The following is an 18,769-nucleotide window of genomic DNA, read 5'->3' as shown; positions in this document are numbered from 1 at the left end:
ATGGAGAGAGAGATGTTGTTCAGACAGGCAGAAAGAGAGGATGTGCCCTTTGTTGCCTCACTTGTTTTCGATACAGATCCTTCGCATTTCAGAAGGGCTTTTGGAAGAAAGGCTCATAAATTTGTCTCCGAGCTCATACTACTTAATAACCCGCTAAACATCAGGCATATAACCGTCTGCGAATTCAGGGAACAACCGGTCGCGATATATGCTCTTTACTCGATGAAGGAGATGAAGCAATTAGCTTCTTTAAAGCCAAATTATAGAGATTTCCTCACTAGTCTGAGTAGATTCAGGTTGCTAATGGAAGTTAGAACGCTACGTAAGGCAATGAAAATGAGTGTTTCATCTAACCAGAGCTATCTAGGAATCATTTCGGTTGAAAGAGGTTTCAGGAATATGGGCTTTGCGAGAATGGTATTTAGCTATCTTCTCGCAACTTGTCAAGAGATTGTACTCGATGTTTCAAAGAGTAATGGTAGGGCCCTTTCAATATATACTAGATATGGTTTTAAACCCGAAATGAGGCTTCCGCGCGACTACCCGGTCAAAGACAGCATACGGCTGAAAAGCACCCGAAAGACTGCTGGATGATTATCTAACCAAAAGTTCTTCTAAGATTGCCTCTAAGACTCTCAAAGCAAGAACAATAGCTTTCTAAGTACTTCAAAATAGTCAGTTTCTTCGAATATGATTGTCCGGTCATCCATCTTGCGCACTCCCGGAAAAAAGGAGAGTTTGTGTGCCAGTCTGTGATCAACATAGGCAATCTCGACATTGAATCTCTCTGGCAGTTCCAAAGGAAGTGTCTCAAGATTCTTCAAGGCCTTATAGACCCCCTCTTCAATCAGTTTCACCGCTCTCATAGGATGGATTGAATCAACGGAGGATCCGCTTCCACGGTTTGTTGAGACCGTCACAATGCCAGGTACTGCCTGCTTTGCAATCCTCACAATTCCTTCATCACCACTGACAAAGACTATCGGTATACCGTAGTAGGCTGCTGACATCGCGTTTAGCATGAATTCACTAACAAGCTCCCCATTTATCTTCAAATAGAAGATCTCGCCGGTCATAGTGTGAGAAAGAGGATTCAAAGCCTGCCCTGATGGGGAGTGATAGCCTGTGAATACGACGGCCCCAAAACCGGTATCAACTCCCTGCATCATCATCAGAGGGTCTCTCGCCCATCCTCTCAATATGCGGACTTCTTCAGGAAGAGAAGACGGATCAATATTTCTTGCACTTCCATGGGCATCCCTCACAACGATTTCCGAGGCACCTGCTTTTATAGCACCCTGTACAGCGGCCCTTACTTCCGCAGTCATCTGCTTCTTGAAATACTCGTAGTCCTCATGCCCCTTCCTCGCTTCGTTCCAATCGGCAATCCCTGAAGTCCCTTCAATGTCAGCACTGATGTATACTCTCACAGTCAAACCTCCCCATAATTTTTTCACTCCATTTCCGTTTCTGGCCTTTGGTTCACACAAAATATTGCCTTTTCGTCAAGATTGCTCCTTGATGCCACGGCTTCACAAATAAAAAGGCCAAAAAAGCAGCCTAATTCCAATTCAGTCTCTCCTCTCAGAGAATGGATAAAGCTCCTCGAAGATCACCGGTTGCCATCGCTCGAAGAAACACCGATGCAGCTGTCGTAATTTTGTATGTAACATATCCGTCCGAGACCACTTGACTTCCTAAAAAAGCATACTAACTGTCGTAAATCATCGAGCGTCTGCTTCTGGTAGTCGGAATCCCTAGAATGGACTCCGGAGGAAATCAAAAACACTCCTCAACAGCTTTTTTTGCCAATTTATCCGCAATCTCGTTAAAGGTGTCTCCAACATGCGATTTGACTTTCACCCATTCTATGTTGATATCGGCTGATAGTTTATCAAGAAGATCTCTGTACTTTCTCGTCGACTCGTTCTTTGCTTTCCACTCTCCTGTTTTCCAGCTCTTCAATCCCTCATAGTCGTAATGTATTTTTACTCTCTTATACCCCTTATTCAGGCAGTAGCTCAACCCTTGAATAACACCTTCAATCTCTCCAATCACATTTCTCATTTCCAGGTTTTCTCTCACACAACCCTTTATCTTCTCCTCGATACGCTTTTCGGAGATCACGACCACTCCATAGCCTGCCGCATTGTCTCTAAAACTCCCATCAACGAAGAGGTGTATTCCACCATATGTCCTGCCATTAAACTCTTCCCACGCAAACAGTAACTTCTCAGACAGCTCATCGCAGGTGGAAGATGGCAACACTATCCTATTGTTCCCGGACCGATTTGTGTAGAGTTTAAAGGTTATTCCATTAGACAATTGGACGAAATACTCTCCAGAAGAACTTAGAGAGAAATGAATCCCCTTGCTATCTAGAAAATCCGCAAAAGCGATTCCCGTCATTCTTATTTCATGTGTCCAGTCCCTCAAGTTCATACTCGATAAAGTGCCTCAATGAAATTCAGGAAGATTATTGTTGAATATCCACCGATTGCGATGAAAGGCCCGAATGGAAGCTGAGCTCGTCTGTCGAACCTTTTTCCTTCAGCTGCAGCTTTTATGGCATACACTATCAGAGCGGCGAACGAAGCTATCATAATTGTGTAAAGAGATCCGACTACCCCTGTTGCAAGTGAAAGAACAGCAAGAAGTTCAACGTCACCAAATCCGAAGCTGTCTTTCCTCACGAGGTTTGCAATTAAAAAGAAGGCTACCATTGCCCCGGTCACGAGAAGAGCATACAGCAAGTTCAAAGGAAATCTATCTTCAAAAATCGACCATGCGAAGGCACCGACTCCAACAAGAATCACGCCGAGATCAGGAATCATGTAGTGCTCAAGATCTATGAAGGAAGAAACGATGAGTCCTGTGGATAGAACTGATAATGAAATCGCTCCCGAAAGAGAAAAAAGAGACGCGTTTAGCGCATACAATCCTGCTGTCAACAACTCAACTGTGGGATATCTTGCGGAAATTGGGTTACCACAGTATCTGCACTTTCCCTTCAGGACTAGGTAGCTAATAACTGGAAGGTTGTCTTTCCAGGAAAGCTCATGCTTGCAGTGTGGACAGAAGCTTCTTCGAGGTCTGACAATAGAGTACTCCTTGGAAGGAATCCTGAAGATCAACGCGTTAGAAAAACTCCCAAAAATTAGCCCAAAAACGAAAAAAACCGGTACCCTAAAAGCTAAATAATCCCACACTGTCTTCTCTCTTCTTCAGAAAGGAACTCATCGAAAAGTTCTTTCTTTCCGTAGTAATACCAAACCTGCTCACTTTCAAAGTCCTCCATAAGCTTCTTTGCCTCAGAACAAAGCCCTTTCTTAACATGAGTCACAATGAGAAGCATCTTCAGCTCTGGCCTATCGGGATCTTCTTTCAAAAACTTCTTAGCCTCTTTTTCCACAATATCGAACCTTGAATACTTAAACTGAATCTTCGCCCAAGGCTCCATATCGTTTATATAGACCGGCTTTGCCCCAAGCACTTCCTGCTCGACTCTGTCTCTCATGTCAATGTTTCCCATTCTTTCGTACAAATCAGCCATCTCAACCTTCGTCAAGATGCTATCTGGGTCCCTGCGAGAAAGACTCATCAGAACATTAAGGGCTTCCTCCGTACGACCACCATTTATATACGCGTCTGTCAGCATAAAATAGGTGACTAGATGATCCGGCGACAAAGTAATCTCCTTCTCCCAACAACTCGCCGCCTCATCAAACTCCCCTCTGTTGTAGAAGGTCTGACCAAGAAATGAGTAAGCGGATACTAGTGATGGATCTATCTTCAAAGCACGCTGAAGCCACTTAATCCCCTCTTCTTCATTCCCAGATTCCAAAAAGATTGTGCCCTTTAGCTCACAAACAGACGCTTCATCAACATTCGCCTCCATAAGCAAATCAAGAAACCGCTGGGCACTATCATAATCACCTCTGTCCGCAATCGAAAGTATCTTGTCTTGAAAGCCAGAGAACGTGCCTCTTGCAAAAGACTTGATAGAGAGTTCAGTCTCAGCAAGATATTCCAGAAATTCCTCGAACTCAATGGGTGCATAGTTTTCAGGGGTTACAATATTCTCGAAAGTATCAATTAAAGTTCTGATAACATAAAGATCCTTCTCTACCTGACTTCCTTTCACATCATCTATCGCCAGATTAATGTCGCCATCGTAGATCTGGTCAAGTATTGCGATAGAAAACGGTAAGGTTTCAGTAATAGAAAAGCTCTTTTCTCCTTGCCTGAGGCGAATAATCTCCATAAAACACCTCTTCTCTGAGTCATTTGTAAAAATATACCACGTTTGCCCACCACAAAAGTGACTTTACACTTATCAAGCAATACTTTGTAGGAAATTCATTTAATGAGATAATTACTTTGTAGGACAAGTAAGATCATGAGAAGGGAGTGTTTCTGATGGGCGCTGAAGAGCTCGCTGTGCTTAAGTATGCTCTGGCCCGTGAAAGAGAGGGCGTGAAGTTTTACAGAGAAAGATCAAAGGAAATTCACATTCCAGAGGTTAAGGAACTCTTCTTGGAACTTGCTGAGATGGAAATGGATCATGTCTCCTTTATCTCCAAAATGATAGAAGATCAATCTAGAGGAGACGAAATAACGTTCGCCAACATTGAAGAGAAAAACATCTTCTATTCAAGAGAATCTCTGGAGCTGAGAGGCATTTCGGTTGACTCACTTGCGGGAGATCTCTCGGCTTTGCGAATTGCTTATCTGATAGAAAAAGATTTCGAAGACTTCTATAAACAAAGAGCACAAGAATCTTCAAAAAAGGAGATTAAAGACCTTTTCGACATGCTTTCTAAATGGGAGGAAGACCATAAGACGACTTTACTAGGTCTTTATGAATCTCTAATGAAAGAATACTGGAGCGTGCAGAGATTCGAACCGCTCTACTAAGTCTTCTTCCTGGTAACGTTTCTATTCTTTGAGATACTTGCTGAAGTGGTTTTCCTGTTGGCGGCAGGTCCGCTTTCTTCTTTCACGATATTAAAATCGATTTCCATGGTCGTCTTGTCTGCCCTAACAACCTGAACCTTCAGTTCATCACCTATTCTGAAGATACGTTTCCGTTTTCTTCCAACAAGAATATTCTGGTTCTCAATAAAATCATAATAGTCATCCAGAGTTGAAATGTGAACGAGACCCGAGACCATCTTTTCCGTCAACTCCACGAATATCCCAAATTTCGTTACCCCGGTAATCACACCTTCAAAAACGTCTCCTACACGACCGGAAATGTACTCCACCTTCTTCATATCGAGCAAATCCCATTCCGCTTCATTAGCTACCCTTTCTCTCTTCGATGCCCAGGACGCTATCTTCGGAAGAGTCTCTTCAACTTTCTTTGACTCTTCTCCGAGATCATTCCCAGAATTCTCTATCAATTTCTTCAATAGTCTGTGCACAACTAGGTCAGGATACCGCCTGATCGGCGACGTGAAATGAGTGTAAGCCTCAGAAGCCAGTCCGAAGTGACCAATGTTTCTCTCGGAATAGACCGCACGCTTCATACCTCGCACAAGGACTCTTTCTATGGAAGAGTGAAGAGGATGATCCTTTGTCTTCTCCAGTATTTGTTGAAGAGCTTTTGGATGAACATTCCTTGGAATCATTATTTTCATTCCCAGCGCCTCAAGATAATTTTTCAGCTGCATCATTGATTCGGGATCTGGCTCCTCGTGAATCCTGTACACAAAAGGTAATCCTCTGTTGTCAAATATCTCGGCAACTGTCTCGTTTGCAAGTATCATGAATTCTTCAATGATCCATTCTGACACCCCACGGCTCTGTGGGATAATGTCCACCACTTTACCGTTCTCATCAAAGACTATCTTGACTTCTCTGGATGAGATGTCCATGACAGAGCCGCGCTTCTTTCGGATGTCTCTGATCTTTTGTGCAAGTTCATGTGACATCCTAAGGCTTTCAGAGACAGGGGTCAATTTCTCAACAGTGGCCTGGGAAGCTTCTCCATTGAGAAAATCGTTTACTTCAGAATATGTAAGTCGACTCTTAGAATTAATCACCGCATTCTTGACTGCTGTCGAAACTACCTTTCCTCTTGGATCAATTTCCATCAGAAGAGACAGGGTCAACCTATCCTCAGCAGGTTTCAATGAACAAATGTCGTTTGACAGTTCAAAGGGAAGCATAGGAATTACTGTGTCGAGTAAGTAGACCGATGTGCCCCTTAAATAAGCTTCGACATCGATCTGCGTTCCCTCTCGAACATAGTGGGAGACATCGGCGATATGAATACCTAGCAAATAGTTCCCCTTGGAGTTCTTCTTCAAGGATATGGCGTCATCGAAATCCTTTGCATCATCGCCATCTATTGTATAGACTAATTCATCGCGGAGATCTTCTCTTCCTCTGATTTCTTCTGGGCTTAGCTTATTGGTAGTTTCTACGGCCTGTTCATTGACTTCTTCTGGAAAGTAGCCGGGCTCAGGAAGATCCTGCCTGTAGATAACTGTCATCAAGTCTGCCTCAGGACTGAATGCATCCCCGAGGACTCGCTCAACGATTCCTTCTGGATTCTTTCCAGGCGAAGGATATCTGGTGATCTTGATTAGAACCTTTTGGTCGGGTCTGGCTCCATTGAAACCTTCCGGAGGTATATAGAAGTCACTCTTTATTCGCATATCGTCGGCCACGACAAAGGCCATTATACCTCTCGTTTTGAAGGTTCCGACCACTTTCGTCTTATTGCGATTGATTACCTTGACGATCTTTCCTTTTCTTATTTCTCTATATTTTCCGGTAATCTCCGCAAGGACTGTATCGCCATGGATAGAGAATCCTGTATCCTCTGGAGGGATAAAGACGTCCTCTTCATCTTCTACACTTATGAAAGCACCCATTCCTCTTCGTGCAAATTCGATTTTTCCTACTACCATCTTTTCCCCAGGAGATATGTATCTGCCTTTCGAATCTCGAATTACCTCTCCAGAATTGACCAGTTCCATGAGATATTTTTTTAGCAGCCCTCTGCTTTCCTTATCACTAAACCCTAACTTTACGGCGATTCCTCTCAAGGTGGTAGGTGTGTATTCTGGTGAAGTAATGAACTCTCTTATTGCTTTCATACTTAGCTTCATAAGCCTCTTTCCTCTCTGTCCTCAGACAACATTGAATCTCTTCATGTTATAATTATACAGTCTATGAGTAAGTACTTTCTAAACTTGCGGGAGGTTCTTAATGCGAATTGGGATATTGACTGGCGGCGGGGACTGTCCAGGACTAAATGCAGTAATCAGAGGAATCGTCAAATCTGCTCCGGAAAGTGTGGAGATAATTGGTTTGATGCATGGTTGGAAGGGTTTGGTTGTCGGTGAGAGTATGAAACTCACAGATAACGATGTTGAAGGCATTCACATTCTGGGAGGCACAATTCTTGGCACATCCAGAACTAACCCCTTTAAGTCAGAAGACATGAGAATCAAAATGGAAGAAAATATTGAGAAGCTTGGGCTGGACGCGATAATAGGTATAGGCGGTGACGATACGTTGAGTGTGGCCGCAAAACTTTCTTCGATGGGATACAAAGCGATCGGCGTGCCGAAGACAATCGACAACGACGTTGCCAACACTGATTACACTTTTGGGTACCAAACTGCTGTTAATGTCGGTGCCGATGCAATAGACAGGCTTCATTCCACAGCGAAGTCACACGGAAGAATCATAATCGTCGAGCTCATGGGTCGAGAGGCCGGATGGGTAACTTTGGAAGCGGGCATGGCTGCTGGAGCACATTTAATACTGATTCCAGAGTACCCCATGACTATAGATGAAATTATCGCATATGTGAAGAAGCGAATGAATAGATATGGATATATGATAGTTGCTGTTGCCGAAGGGTTCAAGCCAACAGAGCTTGAAAATGTTGTTGGCGATGAGAGCAAGATAGATGCTTTTGGACATATTAAACTCGGTGGAATTGCACACTATATGGCAAACATCATTTCTGAGAGAACCGGTTACGACACAAGATCTGTAGTTCTAGGCCATCTATTAAGAGGGGGGACACCTACAGCCTTTGATAGAATTCTTGGAACGAGATATGGGGTACATGCAATGGAACTTGTTATGAAAGGCGATTTTGGCAGGATGGTTGCGCTTAAAGGCAACAACATTGTCTCCATACCCCTTGAATATGGAATAGCTACGAAGAAGCTCGTTCCCTTCGAATACTACAAGCTGTCTCAGATTTTTTTCGATTGAGGGATTGAATTGTCTTATTCCGAACCTGTTAGGATTGCAAGACTCTCAATAAGCGAGTACTTTCGAAGACGTGCTGCTGTTGAAGTCCCCGCGTGGGTATCTAGTGAATTTACCTCCAGAAGAGCGGGCTGTTTCGTATCTCTGCACACTCTGGGCGGATCGCTAAGAGGGTGTATAGGAACGATATTCCCCACGGAAGAGAATATTGCAAGTGAGATAATACAGAACGCGATTTCATCGGCCATCAGAGACCCACGGTTTCCCCCTGTGGAAGCAGCTGAGTTCCATGATTTGGAATTGTCTGTGGATATTCTTAGTTTGCCAGAAAAAGCAACCCTTTCAGATCTCGATCCAAAGAAGTTCGGCGTTGTGGTTTCTCTGGGATACAGAAAAGGTGTCCTTCTGCCTGATCTAGAGGGGGTAAATACCGTCCAGCAACAGCTTGAAATCGCGTTGAAGAAAGCTGGTATTGGTCAATCGGAGGACTACAACATTTTCAGGTTTTCAGTTGAAAGGTATCACTGATTCTATTAAGAGGTGGTTTTTTTGAAACCGGCCGTGTATTTTGACGAATATGGTGAGGATGATGCGTTGCAATGCCTGCTTTGTCCAAGGCACTGCATAATTAAACCTAATCAGGTAGGTTTTTGTGGTGTTAGAAGAAATGTTGACGGAATGCTCTATTCGCTGAATTACGGTCAACTGACTTCGATAGCGGTAGATCCTATCGAGAAGAAGCCCTTGTACCACTTCTTCCCTGGAGAAAAGATACTTTCAGTTGGATCGTGGGGATGTAATCTTAAATGCGATTTTTGCCAGAACTGGGAGATATCAAAGCAACGACCAAAGACTGTAAAGCGGGTAATGCCTCAACAGCTTATTCAGATCGCGCTTGAGAGGGAATCGCAAGGAATAGCATTTACTTACAATGAACCGATTGTCTCTTTCGAGTTCATTCTAGACACTTCAAGGGCAGCAGCCAAAGAGGGTATCTACAGTGTCCTTGTTACAAACGGTGTGATCGATGAGGAACCTATGGATCTTCTTTCTCAGTCGGTTAGAGCAATGAATATTGATCTAAAGGGTTGGAACGATGACTTTTACAGAAATGAAATTGGTACAGATAAGAGAAATGTTCTAAGATCAATAGAGACGGCAAAAAAGGTAGGAACGCATTTGGAATTGACAACATTAATAATTCCTGGTAAAAATGATTCCACTGAAGAAATGATAGAAGAGGCAAAATGGATTTCAGAAATTTCAAAAGATATTCCTCTCCATATAAACAGATATCATCCTAGCTACAAAAGTGAAATACCTCCGACTCCGCCTGAATCTTTAACAATGCTTGCAGAAGTAGCAAAGGAGTATTTGAGATACGTGTACGTTGGAAACGCGAGCCTTCCCGGTCTCTCCGATACTATTTGTCCTCACTGCGGGAACCTTTTAATCGAAAGAAAAGGTATGCGGAGCTCAGTGGTTGGAATAGACGAAAAAGGAAGGTGCAACAAGTGCCAAGAAGAAATTCCAGTCGTCTTCTGAGAAGCCGGACAATTGTTTATGCGGTGCTTCTGGTTTCTGCTATTGTGTTGTTGATTTTCATTTTCTTCCGGCAAAAGCCCCTGGAATATTATGACAGAACAGAGTATCTTCTCGGAACTTACGTTACCGTAAGGGTCTCTTCTTCAAAAATGTCTCCAGTTACCCTCGCAGAAGCTGCCATGACGGAAATAGAAAGGATTGATGAGAAATTCGGAAGCAGAAGCGACGGAATAATTGCAGAGCTTAACAGAAGCGGTGAACTTCACGATATAGATAAGGAGACGAGTTTTCTCATAAAATCTGCCCTCGAAATTGCAAAGAACACTTCCGGGGCCTTTGATCCGACACTGTACGAACTGACCAAACTCTGGGGTTTTGACGATGAATCATCTGACAAAAGGATCCCCTCAGAGAAAGAAATCGAAGAAGCTCTTGCATCGACTGGCTTCTCCAGAATCACTTTTGTTGAAGAGTCGGAATATGTATCATTGGCAGATGGAGCAATGCTAGATCTCGGAGCGATTGCAAAGGGATACGCAGTAGATATGGCTATTGCGAAGATAAAAGCGCTTGACGAGGGGGCGACTGGTTTCATTGATGCTGGCGGAGACATAGGGGTAATCGGTCCCAAGTACGGAAGCAGGCCGTGGATAGTCGGTGTTAGAGATCCAAGAGGGGAGAGTGTCCAAGACGTTATAGAGTATATCTATCTATATGATGGTGCTGTGGCTACTTCTGGAGACTATGAAAGATTTTTTATAGAAGACAACGTACGTTACCACCACATTATGGATCCAGAGACGGGATTCCCATCCCGCAACGGAGTTATTAGCGCAACCGCTATTGGTAGAAGCGTTATGCTTGCAGATGCCTATGCGACTGCCGCCTTTGTGATTGGAATGGAGCCGGGAGTAACATTTTTGCCGAGATTTGGAGCACTCGTTCTTCTCGTAATGGAAGATATGAGTATTTTTAAGTCGCCAGGTTTTGAAGTATATCAGGAGCGATGAAACTACTAACGAGATATGATATTTTGATTGTCTTCGGACTAATTACAGTAGTGTTACTTCTCGCAATGACACGAGATAGAGGTTCATCTTTTGCCGAAGTGTACCATGATGGGAGGTTAATAAGGACAGTCAATCTTAGAGTAGACTCAGAGTTTTCGCTTGCAGTAGGTATGCGAATTAAGGTCGAAAAGGGAAGGATCTCAGTCATTGATTCAGATTGTCCTGATAAGCTGTGTGTCTTACAAGGAGCAGTAGACAGCCCAAATATCCCAATCGTTTGCGTTCCCAACAGGATAGTCATAAAGATCCCATGGGGTAGGACGGAAGTAGATGTGATTTCTCAATAGGCTTGTTAAGTTCTCTTTGAAGATTTGACAGAGAAAGTGCTGAACCGCTCTGAAAATTGCTGGGAGTCATTGGATAACTGACTCCCCGAGGTTTGTGTATCACTGGAATACTAGCTAAATTTGCTGATGGAGTAATGATGGAAGCGAGAAGAATCACCACACTGTCGATGTTAATTGCGATAGGTTCTGTTCTTTATCTTCTTGAAAGCCTTATACCGTTTCCTCTACCAGTTCCGGGTGGAAGATGGGGCTTTTCTAATCTTGTCTTAATCATCGCGCTAGCAGGCATGCCTTTTCGCGACATTCTTGTGCTCTCTGTTGGAAAAAGCCTAATTGGAAGTCTGATAACGGGTAGACTTGCAACTCCCGGTTTCTTGATGGGAATTACGGGTTCTCTCTCTTCCGGAGCACTGATGTGGCTCTTGAGCCGGACCGAAAGATTCGGTCTGGTAGGCATAAGTCTGGCCGGAGCCTCGGCGAGTAACTTGGTACAGTTGCTAGTTGCGTACGCATTGATAGTGAAGAGTATAGAAATAGTATTTCTTTACCCCTATATGTTAGTCATTGGATCAGTTTCTGCGCTGATTAATGCCTATATTGCATTTGAAGTTATACGAAGGATGGGTGATACTCTTTGGCTAGATTGATACTTGGCTCATCTTCTCCAAGGAGAAAAGAGCTGCTTCAGCTAATTGGAGTTACCTTTGAGGTAGTTCCGCCAGAAGGAATTATAGAAAGGCTTTCAGAGCGATTTTCAGAGGTGGAGCTAGCGGAACTTTCTTACAGGAAGGCTGAAAATGTATATTTCAGGAACCCTGATGCGGTAATTGTGGGAGCAGACACCGTTGTAGTCCTAAATGGATTGGTACTTGGAAAGCCCTCTTCAATTGAGGCAGCTTACGAAATGCTCTCTGCTCTTTCGGGCAAGACCCACTCCGTCTACACGTCTGTCTCAGTTGTATCGGAAGAAGACGAGTTCACTTTTGTTGAAGAAACCGCTGTCACATTTCGAGAAATGCCCGGGAAAGTGCTTAAGGAGTACTCTGCAAGTGGTATCTCACTTGACAAAGCCGGGGCATACGGAATCCAAGACTGTGGTGCCATTTTTGTAAGAAGCATCTCGGGCGACTTCTACAATGTGATGGGGCTTCCCATAGGAAGACTTTGGGAGGAACTTCATTCGCGGGGGGTAATTTGAATTGTGCCTCCACTCAATGCCTAGAGAAAGGCTCCTAAAGTATGGTACAGGTTCTCTTTCGGACAGCGAACTGATCGCGATCCTTCTTAGAACTGGAGCAAAGGGGAAAGGGGTAGTCCAGTTAAGCGAAGAGCTTCTCGATCATTATGGTTCTCTCACAGCGCTTCTGTCTGCTGAAGTTGCGGAATTGATGACCGCAAAAGGTCTTGGAACGGCAAAAGCAGTCTGCCTGAAGGCTGCTCTAGAGCTTGGGCAGAGAATCTTCAGGGAGATGACGGAAAAGACAAAAGTGAGGTTGGATGAACCACAGAGTGTTTACTATCTCTGCAATGACATGGCTTTCATGGATCGAGAGACTGTCAGGGTAATTTCCTTGGACACCAAACTGAACTATAGAGGGCTAAACACCGTTAGTGTGGGAATATTGGATTCCTCTGTTCTTCACCCGAGAGAGGTCTACAAACCCGCCATATCCAGGACGGCTGCAGCAATAATTCTCGTCCACAACCATCCATCTGGCGACCCTTCTCCAAGTAAGGAAGATGAAGGGATTACTTCAAAGATTAGAGACGCTGGAGAAACACTCGGAATTAGGATGCTTGATCACGTTATAATAGGAAGCGGAAAGTACTACAGTTTTGCAGCCGGAAGAGTTTTCGAAGCGGGGGTGACTGAAAATGATCTCAAGAGAAGAGGCAATGAAGTTAATAATGGACAACATGCACTCCAAGAATCTGATTAAACATGTTCTTGCCACTGAGGCGGTGATGAAGGCCCTGGCGAAAGATCTTGGACAAGATGAAGAAGTCTGGGCCATGGCAGGACTTCTTCACGACCTTGACTACGAATTCACTAAGGACAACTTTGAAGAACACGGCAATAAGACAGTGCAGATGCTTGAGAACAAGGATTTGCCCGAAGATATTAAAGATGCGATTCTGGCCCATTGCGAAAAGAAAGAAAGAGGAAAACTTATCGAAAAGGCAATTTATGCGGCCGACCCAGTAACTGGATTCATAGTGGCTGCAGTTCTAATTAGGAAAGGTAGTAAGCTATCCGATATCGACGTGGATTTTCTCTTGAACAGATATAAGGAGAAATCATTCGCCAGGGGTGCCAATAGAGATCAGATGGCGAGTTGTGCTGGAATCGGCATGACTCTAGAGGATTTCCTATCTCTATCTCTGAAAGCAATGCAAGAAATATCAGAAGACCTGGGCTTGTGACTTCGCGAAATAAAATAAGGATTGGTGATGCAATGCTTGGAGCATTAATCGAAAGGGAAGTTCGAAGGTACAAAGAAGAGTATTCTCCAATAAGAAGAGAGTTACCGGAGAAACTCAACATTGCCAAATTCATTGACCACACTCTTTTGAAGGCCGATGCAACTCCAGAAATGATAAAGAAACTGTGTGACGAGGCAATCAATTATGAATTCTGGAGTGTCTGTGTCAATTCTGGGTATCTGCCTATAGTGAATGAATCACTTATAGGGAGCAATGTAAAGAAGGCCGTTGTCATTGGGTTTCCTTTGGGACAGGCATCAAAAGAAGCGAAAGCTTTCGAAGCATCATGGGCGGTTGATAATGGAGCAGACGAGCTTGATATGGTAATGAATGTAGGTCTCTTGAAGGCAGGAGAGTACGAAAGCGTATTTGATGACATGGTCAAAGTGGTAGAATCAGCACGAGGCAAACCCGTTAAAGTAATAATCGAAACATCTCTGCTTAATGAAGAGGAAAAGGTTGCTGCCTGCGTAATCGCCAGACAGTCGGGTGCTGCATTTGTCAAGACTTCAACCGGATTTTCAACCGGAGGAGCGACGACAAATGACGTTTCTTTGATGAAGTTTGTTGTCGGAGACACCTGTAGAGTCAAGGCCTCCGGCGGTGTCAAATCAAGAGAAGACGCTCTAGAAATGATAGTTGCCGGAGCTAACAGAATCGGTACTAGCTCTGGGATAAAAATCATTTCTGGAGAATCAGAGGACAATCAGGGGGGTTATTGAAATGGATTTTTGCACATTATCGGTTAAAGATTTTTTGAAAAAAGTTGCTGAGAAGTCGGCGACTCCAGGAGGGGGTGCTGTCGGAGCAGTGGTAGCTGCCCTCGCAGCTTCGTTAGGATCAATGGTCGCAAACCTGACCATAGGGAAAAAGGGCTATGAAGATGTCGAAGGACATATGGAGTCAGCCTTAGAGGTTTTTGAGTCGGAAAGCAACTATCTTTGCGACTTGATGAACCGAGATATTCAGGCCTTTGACCAAGTAATGTCTGCTTATAAGCTTCCGAAAACCACCGATGATGAGAAGAACACAAGAGAAATGAAAGTCCAGCAGGCTCTAAAGACAGCAATAGAAGTGCCTTTCGATCTTGCCAGGCGATGTAAGAACATAATTGTGAATGTAGAAAGACTTGCCAAGTGGGGGAATTCTAATGTTCTTTCGGACGCGGAAAGCGGCGCCCACCTTCTCTTAGCAGTCTATAGGATTGCCAAAGCCAATGTTATGATCAATATGAAGTCCCTTAAGGACCCCGATTATGGCGCGTGGATAAACGATGAAATGAGTCAACTAGAAAAACAGATTGATGCTTCTTACGATAAGATAATCGAGATTATCGGAAAGCGAAATGGTTGAGCTGAAAATAAGGTCTAAGAGCACTGAAACAAACGCAAGAACCGCTGTACTTTCCACTGCACACGGCGAGTTCGAGACCCCCGTTTTTATGCCCGTAGGCACTAATGGGACTGTAAAAGGAATCTGGCAAGATCAGCTTTGTGAGATAGATTCAAAAATAATACTGGGCAACGCTTTCCATTTGTTTTTGCGTCCAGGACTCGACACTCTGAGATACTTTGGCGGCCTTCATAATTTTATGTCGTGGGATCATTCTATCCTAACTGACAGTGGCGGATTCCAGGTCTTTTCGCTCTCCAACAAAAAAATTACCGAGGAAGGCGTGAAATTTCGTTCGCCTCTTGATGGCAGAAACCTTTTCGTTACCCCTGAACTCTCAATGGAGATTCAGGAAGCCATAGGATCAGATATTGCAATGGCCTTTGACGAGTGTGTTGAACCAAATGCAGACAAGGAATATGTCAGAAATTCAGTAAGACGAACCACTAACTGGGCGAAGAGATTCTTACTTGCTCACAAGAAGGATCGCAATCAGTCTCTCTTCGGTATTGTCCAGGGTGGGTTCTTCAATGACTTGAGGGAAGAGAGCGCTTCGGAAATCACTGCAATGGATTTTGAGGGCTTCGCCTTGGGAGGCCTAAGTGTTGGAGAAGACTTCGAGACAACGGAAAAAATTTTGTCGGCATCCGTCGGCCTTTTACCCGAAGATAGGCCAAGATACTTAATGGGAGTAGGATCACCTGAACTGATCATGGCCGCAGTCGAAAGCGGAGTCGATATGTTTGATTGTGTTCTTCCCACAAGGCTTGGCAGACATGGGTCGGCACTGACCTCAAGTGGAAGAATTAACCTCAAGTCGGCAAGAAATAAGCACGATAAATCTCCAGTAGATCCGAACTGTACATGCAAAGTCTGTTCAACGTACAATAGAGCGTATATCCATCACCTGTTCACAAGGGACGAGATACTTGGCAAGATTCTGTTGAGTTACCACAATGTAAGCTTTCTAATGGATTTTGTGAAGAGGATTCGAGAGGCTATACTTGAGAATAGGCTGAGTGAGTTCAAAGGACATTGTTCTGAAACCGGTCTTATTCGAGTAGGCGATCTTAAGACTTCTGAAGAACGTTTGGGGTGATATGATGAAGAGGCTCTTGATCTTGGTGGTCGTGTGTTTTGGCGTGGTTACTATAGCATTGAATCCCTTCTTACTGCAAACTGGAGGAAATGGGATACTTGCAAAGGGATATAGTTCGGGTTTTGGCAGCCCTTCAGATCTATACGGGATACTTAAATCGGCTTTTTCTTCAAACTTCATTGAGCTTACTACAAACGCGTCCCCCTCTTCAGATGAGCGTGGTCTATACATCCAGCTCTTTGAAGATTCAGACGATGGAATGGCAGGTTTGCTTCAGTATTACATGGATATTGGAATGACATCGAGCGTTAGATCCCTTAGCTACATGATATCGGGCGAACTCGGACCTCTTACATCTTACGGAGCAGACTTCAAAATCAACATGACAACTGGCGCGACACCTACTTACGGTGTTGCAGTCAGGGGTGGAATAACCGGAAGGGCTTACGAATTGCTAGACTACGTAGTTGCCTTTGACAGTCTTTTATGGAACAGTGGTATATCTTCAAACTCAATCGACCTACTTGCTGGAATAAGGTTCGTCCCAGATCCGTTCATGATAGGCCTTGAGTTAGGTACTAGAAACGGGATGGAAGTCAAGTATCTTGGTCTTTCAACGCAGTACACATATAAGAACCTCTTTTCGGCGCGTGCGGGAGTATCAGTGAATGCCGACCTCATACACAACATTGATTTCATTGTTGGAGGCGGTATTGAAGTTAGGGTGGGAGATATGATAATAACAGCCGGAGTAGGGGCCAACCTGACTAACAAGATAGAATCGCTCAGTTTTAAGAAGACCTGGAATGTGGGGCTTCTCGGGCAGTGGTGATTCACTGTTTACTAACACGTAGTGCAGTCTGTGAAACAAGGTGATACAATCCAGTAGCAAAATTATTCCTCAAATCGGTTTGGTCGGTTTGGCGGACTTCACTATGAGGCCGTAATCTTCTTTCTTGGGGAGGGCACTTCTACATCACCCCCTGTGGGTTTTTCTTTTTGGAGGAAAAATGGATAAAATAGCAGTTATCGACTTCGGATCTCAATATACTCTTCTTCTGGCAAGAAGAATTCGAGAGATCGGTGTTCTTTGCACGGTAGAGAGTCCAGATAGCTTCAAATTCGAGAAAGACATAAAAGGCGTGATTTTGTCTGGTGGACCCCAGAGTGTTTATGAAGAAGGCTCTGCAGGTTTCCCTGAACAACTGAAGTTCCTCTCAATACCGATTCTGGGAATATGCTATGGGATGCATCTCTTGGCAAAAGAAGTTGGAGGAGTCGTTTCAAGGGGATTGAGAGGCGAGTATGGCCTCACATCAGTATTAATTGAAAATGCTTGCCTTAGAAGTATCCCGGGCGAAATTATTGCATGGATGAGCCATGGCGATGAAGTGACTAAACTTCCAGATGGATGCCAGATCGTGGCGAGAAGTAGAAATGGGACAATTGCGGGATTCACAGATGGAAAGAATATCGCTCTCCAGTTTCACCCAGAAGTTCATCACACACAATTTGGGAAAGAACTACTCGAAGAATTCGTGATCGACATCTGTAAAGCATCACGAGACTGGAAGATTTCTGACATTGCTGATGAGAAAGTGAAGAGCATTCAAAGAATCGTTGGCGATCAAAGAGTTGTTGGAGGTCTTTCAGGAGGAGTAGATTCAACAGTAGCGGCAACGATAACTTCGAGAGCGATCGGCGAGAGATTCACCGGGATTTTCGTTAATCATGGATTAATGAGAAAAAACGAAGAGATTGAAGTTCCAGAGGCCTTGAGAAAACTGGGAATAAATGTAGAGACAGTTGACGCGTCAAAGGAATTCTTCCATGAACTGGAAGGAATACTGGACCCAGAGGAAAAGAGAAAGGTCATTGGGCGGACATTCATAAGAGTGTTTGAGAGAGAAGCTGGCAGACTGAATGCAAGCTTTTTGCTTCAGGGAACGATTTATTCGGATGTTATTGAATCCGGAGCTGCTTCCAAGAATGGTGAAAAGATCAAGAGTCACCATAATGTCGGAGGTCTTCCCGAGAATATGAGGCTGGAATTGCTTGAACCACTTAGAGAGCTTTTTAAGGATGAGGTTCGAAACCTCGGTCTCTCTCTTGGAATAGACAAATTCCTGATCAGCAGGCAGCCATTTCCCGGCCCAGGTCTTGGGGTGAGAATACTCGGAGAAGTAACTTCGGAGAAGGCACATATTCTGAAGGAAGTTGATTCTATTTTTATGGAAGTACTTCGCGAATCGGGTGAACTCGATAAGATATGGCAGTCATTTGCTGTCCTTCTACCAGTATCCAGCGTGGGTGTAAAAGGAGATAAACGATCATATGGTTATGTAGTTGCTCTTCGGGCCGTTAATAGTTCAGAAGGTATGACGGCATCTTGGTACGAACTTCCGCACGCGGTACTTAGGCAAGCTTCTTCAAGGATTACATCTGAAGTAAAAGAGATAGGCAGGGTCGTTTTCGACATTACTGACAAACCACCGGCCACAATTGAATGGGAATGAAATCAGAATAAAATCAAATAAAATCAAGAGAAAGAAAAGAAGGATCAGCATTTCAGAAGGGATCAACTTTTCTCGACCTGAGAATTCTCCGAGACAGGATCACACCTCTAGCCAGAAGGTTGTACGTTTGTATCG

General features: G+C 44.0%; 20 protein-coding genes and 1 pseudogene. 16 read left to right on the top strand and 5 right to left on the bottom strand.

The window, feature by feature from the left end:
- Positions 1 to 594, top strand: a complete 594-nt coding sequence (locus Y697_RS02315) for an N-acetyltransferase (protein ID WP_121550087.1) — start codon at positions 1 to 3, stop codon at positions 592 to 594.
- A gap of 41 nt (positions 595 to 635) precedes the next feature.
- On the opposite strand, the gene Y697_RS02310 is transcribed toward Y697_RS02315, so the two are convergent.
- From Y697_RS02310 to Y697_RS02295, 4 genes are all read right to left on the bottom strand, one after another.
- Positions 636 to 1,430, bottom strand: a complete 795-nt coding sequence (locus Y697_RS02310; RefSeq protein ID WP_121550086.1) for a M55 family metallopeptidase — start codon at positions 1,428 to 1,430, stop codon at positions 636 to 638.
- Between the two features lie 349 nt (positions 1,431 to 1,779).
- The gene (locus tag Y697_RS02305; RefSeq protein ID WP_121550085.1) at positions 1,780 to 2,442 is read right to left on the bottom strand and encodes an RNase H family protein; all 663 of its coding nucleotides are present in this window, start codon (positions 2,440 to 2,442) and stop codon (positions 1,780 to 1,782) included.
- On the bottom strand, positions 2,439 to 3,209 hold the full coding sequence (locus Y697_RS02300) for an A24 family peptidase (protein ID WP_121550084.1): 771 nt from the start codon (positions 3,207 to 3,209) through the stop codon (positions 2,439 to 2,441). Before Y697_RS02300 ends, Y697_RS02305 begins: the two co-directional genes overlap by 4 nt.
- Positions 3,194 to 4,264 (bottom strand): lipopolysaccharide assembly protein LapB, encoded by a 1,071-nt coding sequence (locus Y697_RS02295; protein WP_121550083.1) that lies wholly within the window; start codon positions 4,262 to 4,264, stop codon positions 3,194 to 3,196. Before Y697_RS02295 ends, Y697_RS02300 begins: the two co-directional genes overlap by 16 nt.
- A 155-nt stretch (positions 4,265 to 4,419) precedes the next feature.
- Between Y697_RS02295 and Y697_RS02290 the strand changes: the two genes are divergently transcribed.
- The gene (locus Y697_RS02290; RefSeq protein WP_121550082.1) at positions 4,420 to 4,917 is read left to right on the top strand and encodes a ferritin family protein; all 498 of its coding nucleotides are present in this window, start codon (positions 4,420 to 4,422) and stop codon (positions 4,915 to 4,917) included.
- On the opposite strand, the gene rnr is transcribed toward Y697_RS02290, so the two are convergent.
- On the bottom strand, positions 4,914 to 7,121 hold the full coding sequence (gene rnr / locus Y697_RS02285; protein WP_121550081.1) for a ribonuclease R: 2,208 nt from the start codon (positions 7,119 to 7,121) through the stop codon (positions 4,914 to 4,916). The genes Y697_RS02290 and rnr overlap by 4 nt on opposite strands.
- A 100-nt stretch (positions 7,122 to 7,221) precedes the next feature.
- On the opposite strand from rnr, the gene Y697_RS02280 reads away from it, so the two are divergent.
- The 14 genes and pseudogenes from Y697_RS02280 (at position 7,222) to guaA (ending at position 18,634) form a co-directional block, all read left to right on the top strand.
- Positions 7,222 to 8,244 carry a 6-phosphofructokinase gene (locus Y697_RS02280; RefSeq protein WP_121550080.1) on the top strand — a complete coding sequence of 341 codons (1,023 nt, stop codon included), beginning with the start codon at positions 7,222 to 7,224 and terminating at the stop codon, positions 8,242 to 8,244.
- 9 nt (positions 8,245 to 8,253) lie between these two features.
- Positions 8,254 to 8,769 (top strand): AmmeMemoRadiSam system protein A, encoded by a 516-nt coding sequence (gene amrA / locus Y697_RS02275; RefSeq protein ID WP_121550079.1) that lies wholly within the window; start codon positions 8,254 to 8,256, stop codon positions 8,767 to 8,769.
- Positions 8,770 to 8,790: 21 nt separating this feature from the next.
- Positions 8,791 to 9,786, top strand: coding sequence for an AmmeMemoRadiSam system radical SAM enzyme (gene amrS, locus Y697_RS02270; protein WP_121550078.1), 996 nt, complete (start codon positions 8,791 to 8,793; stop codon positions 9,784 to 9,786).
- Positions 9,756 to 10,796 (top strand): FAD:protein FMN transferase, encoded by a 1,041-nt coding sequence (locus Y697_RS02265; protein ID WP_121550077.1) that lies wholly within the window; start codon positions 9,756 to 9,758, stop codon positions 10,794 to 10,796. The genes amrS and Y697_RS02265 overlap by 31 nt, the downstream gene beginning before the upstream one ends.
- Entirely contained in the window at positions 10,793 to 11,143 is a 351-nt protein-coding gene (locus Y697_RS02260; RefSeq protein ID WP_121550076.1) for a NusG domain II-containing protein, read from the top strand. The genes Y697_RS02265 and Y697_RS02260 overlap by 4 nt, the downstream gene beginning before the upstream one ends.
- 134 nt (positions 11,144 to 11,277) lie before the next feature.
- On the top strand, positions 11,278 to 11,790 hold the full coding sequence (locus Y697_RS02255; RefSeq protein WP_259462266.1) for a Gx transporter family protein: 513 nt from the start codon (positions 11,278 to 11,280) through the stop codon (positions 11,788 to 11,790).
- Positions 11,778 to 12,341, top strand: coding sequence for a nucleoside triphosphate pyrophosphatase (locus tag Y697_RS02250; RefSeq protein ID WP_121550074.1), 564 nt, complete (start codon positions 11,778 to 11,780; stop codon positions 12,339 to 12,341). The genes Y697_RS02255 and Y697_RS02250 overlap by 13 nt, the downstream gene beginning before the upstream one ends.
- A 16-nt stretch (positions 12,342 to 12,357) precedes the next feature.
- A pseudogene (gene radC / locus Y697_RS02245) lies at positions 12,358 to 12,978 on the top strand (RadC family protein); the annotation flags it as partial.
- A gap of 40 nt (positions 12,979 to 13,018) precedes the next feature.
- Entirely contained in the window at positions 13,019 to 13,567 is a 549-nt protein-coding gene (locus Y697_RS02240; protein ID WP_121550073.1) for an HDIG domain-containing metalloprotein, read from the top strand.
- Positions 13,568 to 13,599: 32 nt separating this feature from the next.
- The gene (gene deoC / locus Y697_RS02235; RefSeq protein ID WP_121550332.1) at positions 13,600 to 14,349 is read left to right on the top strand and encodes a deoxyribose-phosphate aldolase; all 750 of its coding nucleotides are present in this window, start codon (positions 13,600 to 13,602) and stop codon (positions 14,347 to 14,349) included.
- A 1-nt stretch (position 14,350) separates the two neighbouring features.
- On the top strand, positions 14,351 to 14,980 hold the full coding sequence (locus tag Y697_RS02230; RefSeq protein ID WP_121550072.1) for a cyclodeaminase/cyclohydrolase family protein: 630 nt from the start codon (positions 14,351 to 14,353) through the stop codon (positions 14,978 to 14,980).
- Positions 14,973 to 16,118 carry a tRNA guanosine(34) transglycosylase Tgt gene (gene tgt, locus Y697_RS02225; protein WP_121550071.1) on the top strand — a complete coding sequence of 382 codons (1,146 nt, stop codon included), beginning with the start codon at positions 14,973 to 14,975 and terminating at the stop codon, positions 16,116 to 16,118. Before Y697_RS02230 ends, tgt begins: the two co-directional genes overlap by 8 nt.
- A gap of 4 nt (positions 16,119 to 16,122) precedes the next feature.
- Positions 16,123 to 16,950: a hypothetical protein gene (locus Y697_RS02220; RefSeq protein ID WP_121550070.1), complete on the top strand. Its 828-nt coding sequence runs from the start codon at positions 16,123 to 16,125 to the stop codon at positions 16,948 to 16,950.
- A gap of 178 nt (positions 16,951 to 17,128) precedes the next feature.
- Positions 17,129 to 18,634: a glutamine-hydrolyzing GMP synthase gene (gene guaA, locus Y697_RS02215; RefSeq protein WP_121550069.1), complete on the top strand. Its 1,506-nt coding sequence runs from the start codon at positions 17,129 to 17,131 to the stop codon at positions 18,632 to 18,634.
- Positions 18,635 to 18,769 lie beyond the last annotated feature (135 nt).

Source organism: Mesotoga sp. BH458_6_3_2_1, from assembly GCF_003664995.1.
In the GTDB taxonomy this organism is placed as follows: domain Bacteria; phylum Thermotogota; class Thermotogae; order Petrotogales; family Kosmotogaceae; genus Mesotoga.
Note: the sequence above shows the minus strand (reverse complement) of the source record. Positions and strands in the feature narration are given on the sequence as shown.

Bases quoted from the DNA above. Each gene is read 5' to 3' on its own strand.
- Y697_RS02315 (WP_121550087.1), top strand. From the start codon at position 1: ATGGAGAGAGAGATGTTGTTCAGACAGGCAGAAAGAGAGGATGTGCCC.
- Y697_RS02240 (WP_121550073.1), top strand. From the start codon at position 13,019: ATGATCTCAAGAGAAGAGGCAATGAAGTTAATAATGGACAACATGCAC.
- guaA (WP_121550069.1), top strand. From the start codon at position 17,129: ATGGATAAAATAGCAGTTATCGACTTCGGATCTCAATATACTCTTCTT.
- Y697_RS02295 (WP_121550083.1), bottom strand. From the start codon at position 4,264: ATGGAGATTATTCGCCTCAGGCAAGGAGAAAAGAGCTTTTCTATTACT.
- Y697_RS02255 (WP_259462266.1), top strand. From the start codon at position 11,278: ATGATGGAAGCGAGAAGAATCACCACACTGTCGATGTTAATTGCGATA.
- Y697_RS02230 (WP_121550072.1), top strand. From the start codon at position 14,351: ATGGATTTTTGCACATTATCGGTTAAAGATTTTTTGAAAAAAGTTGCT.
- deoC (WP_121550332.1), top strand. From the start codon at position 13,600: ATGCTTGGAGCATTAATCGAAAGGGAAGTTCGAAGGTACAAAGAAGAG.
- Y697_RS02280 (WP_121550080.1), top strand. From the start codon at position 7,222: ATGCGAATTGGGATATTGACTGGCGGCGGGGACTGTCCAGGACTAAAT.
- Y697_RS02305 (WP_121550085.1), bottom strand. From the start codon at position 2,442: ATGAACTTGAGGGACTGGACACATGAAATAAGAATGACGGGAATCGCT.
- tgt (WP_121550071.1), top strand. From the start codon at position 14,973: ATGGTTGAGCTGAAAATAAGGTCTAAGAGCACTGAAACAAACGCAAGA.
- Y697_RS02220 (WP_121550070.1), top strand. From the start codon at position 16,123: ATGAAGAGGCTCTTGATCTTGGTGGTCGTGTGTTTTGGCGTGGTTACT.
- rnr (WP_121550081.1), bottom strand. From the start codon at position 7,121: ATGAAGCTAAGTATGAAAGCAATAAGAGAGTTCATTACTTCACCAGAA.
- Y697_RS02260 (WP_121550076.1), top strand. From the start codon at position 10,793: ATGAAACTACTAACGAGATATGATATTTTGATTGTCTTCGGACTAATT.
- Y697_RS02290 (WP_121550082.1), top strand. From the start codon at position 4,420: ATGGGCGCTGAAGAGCTCGCTGTGCTTAAGTATGCTCTGGCCCGTGAA.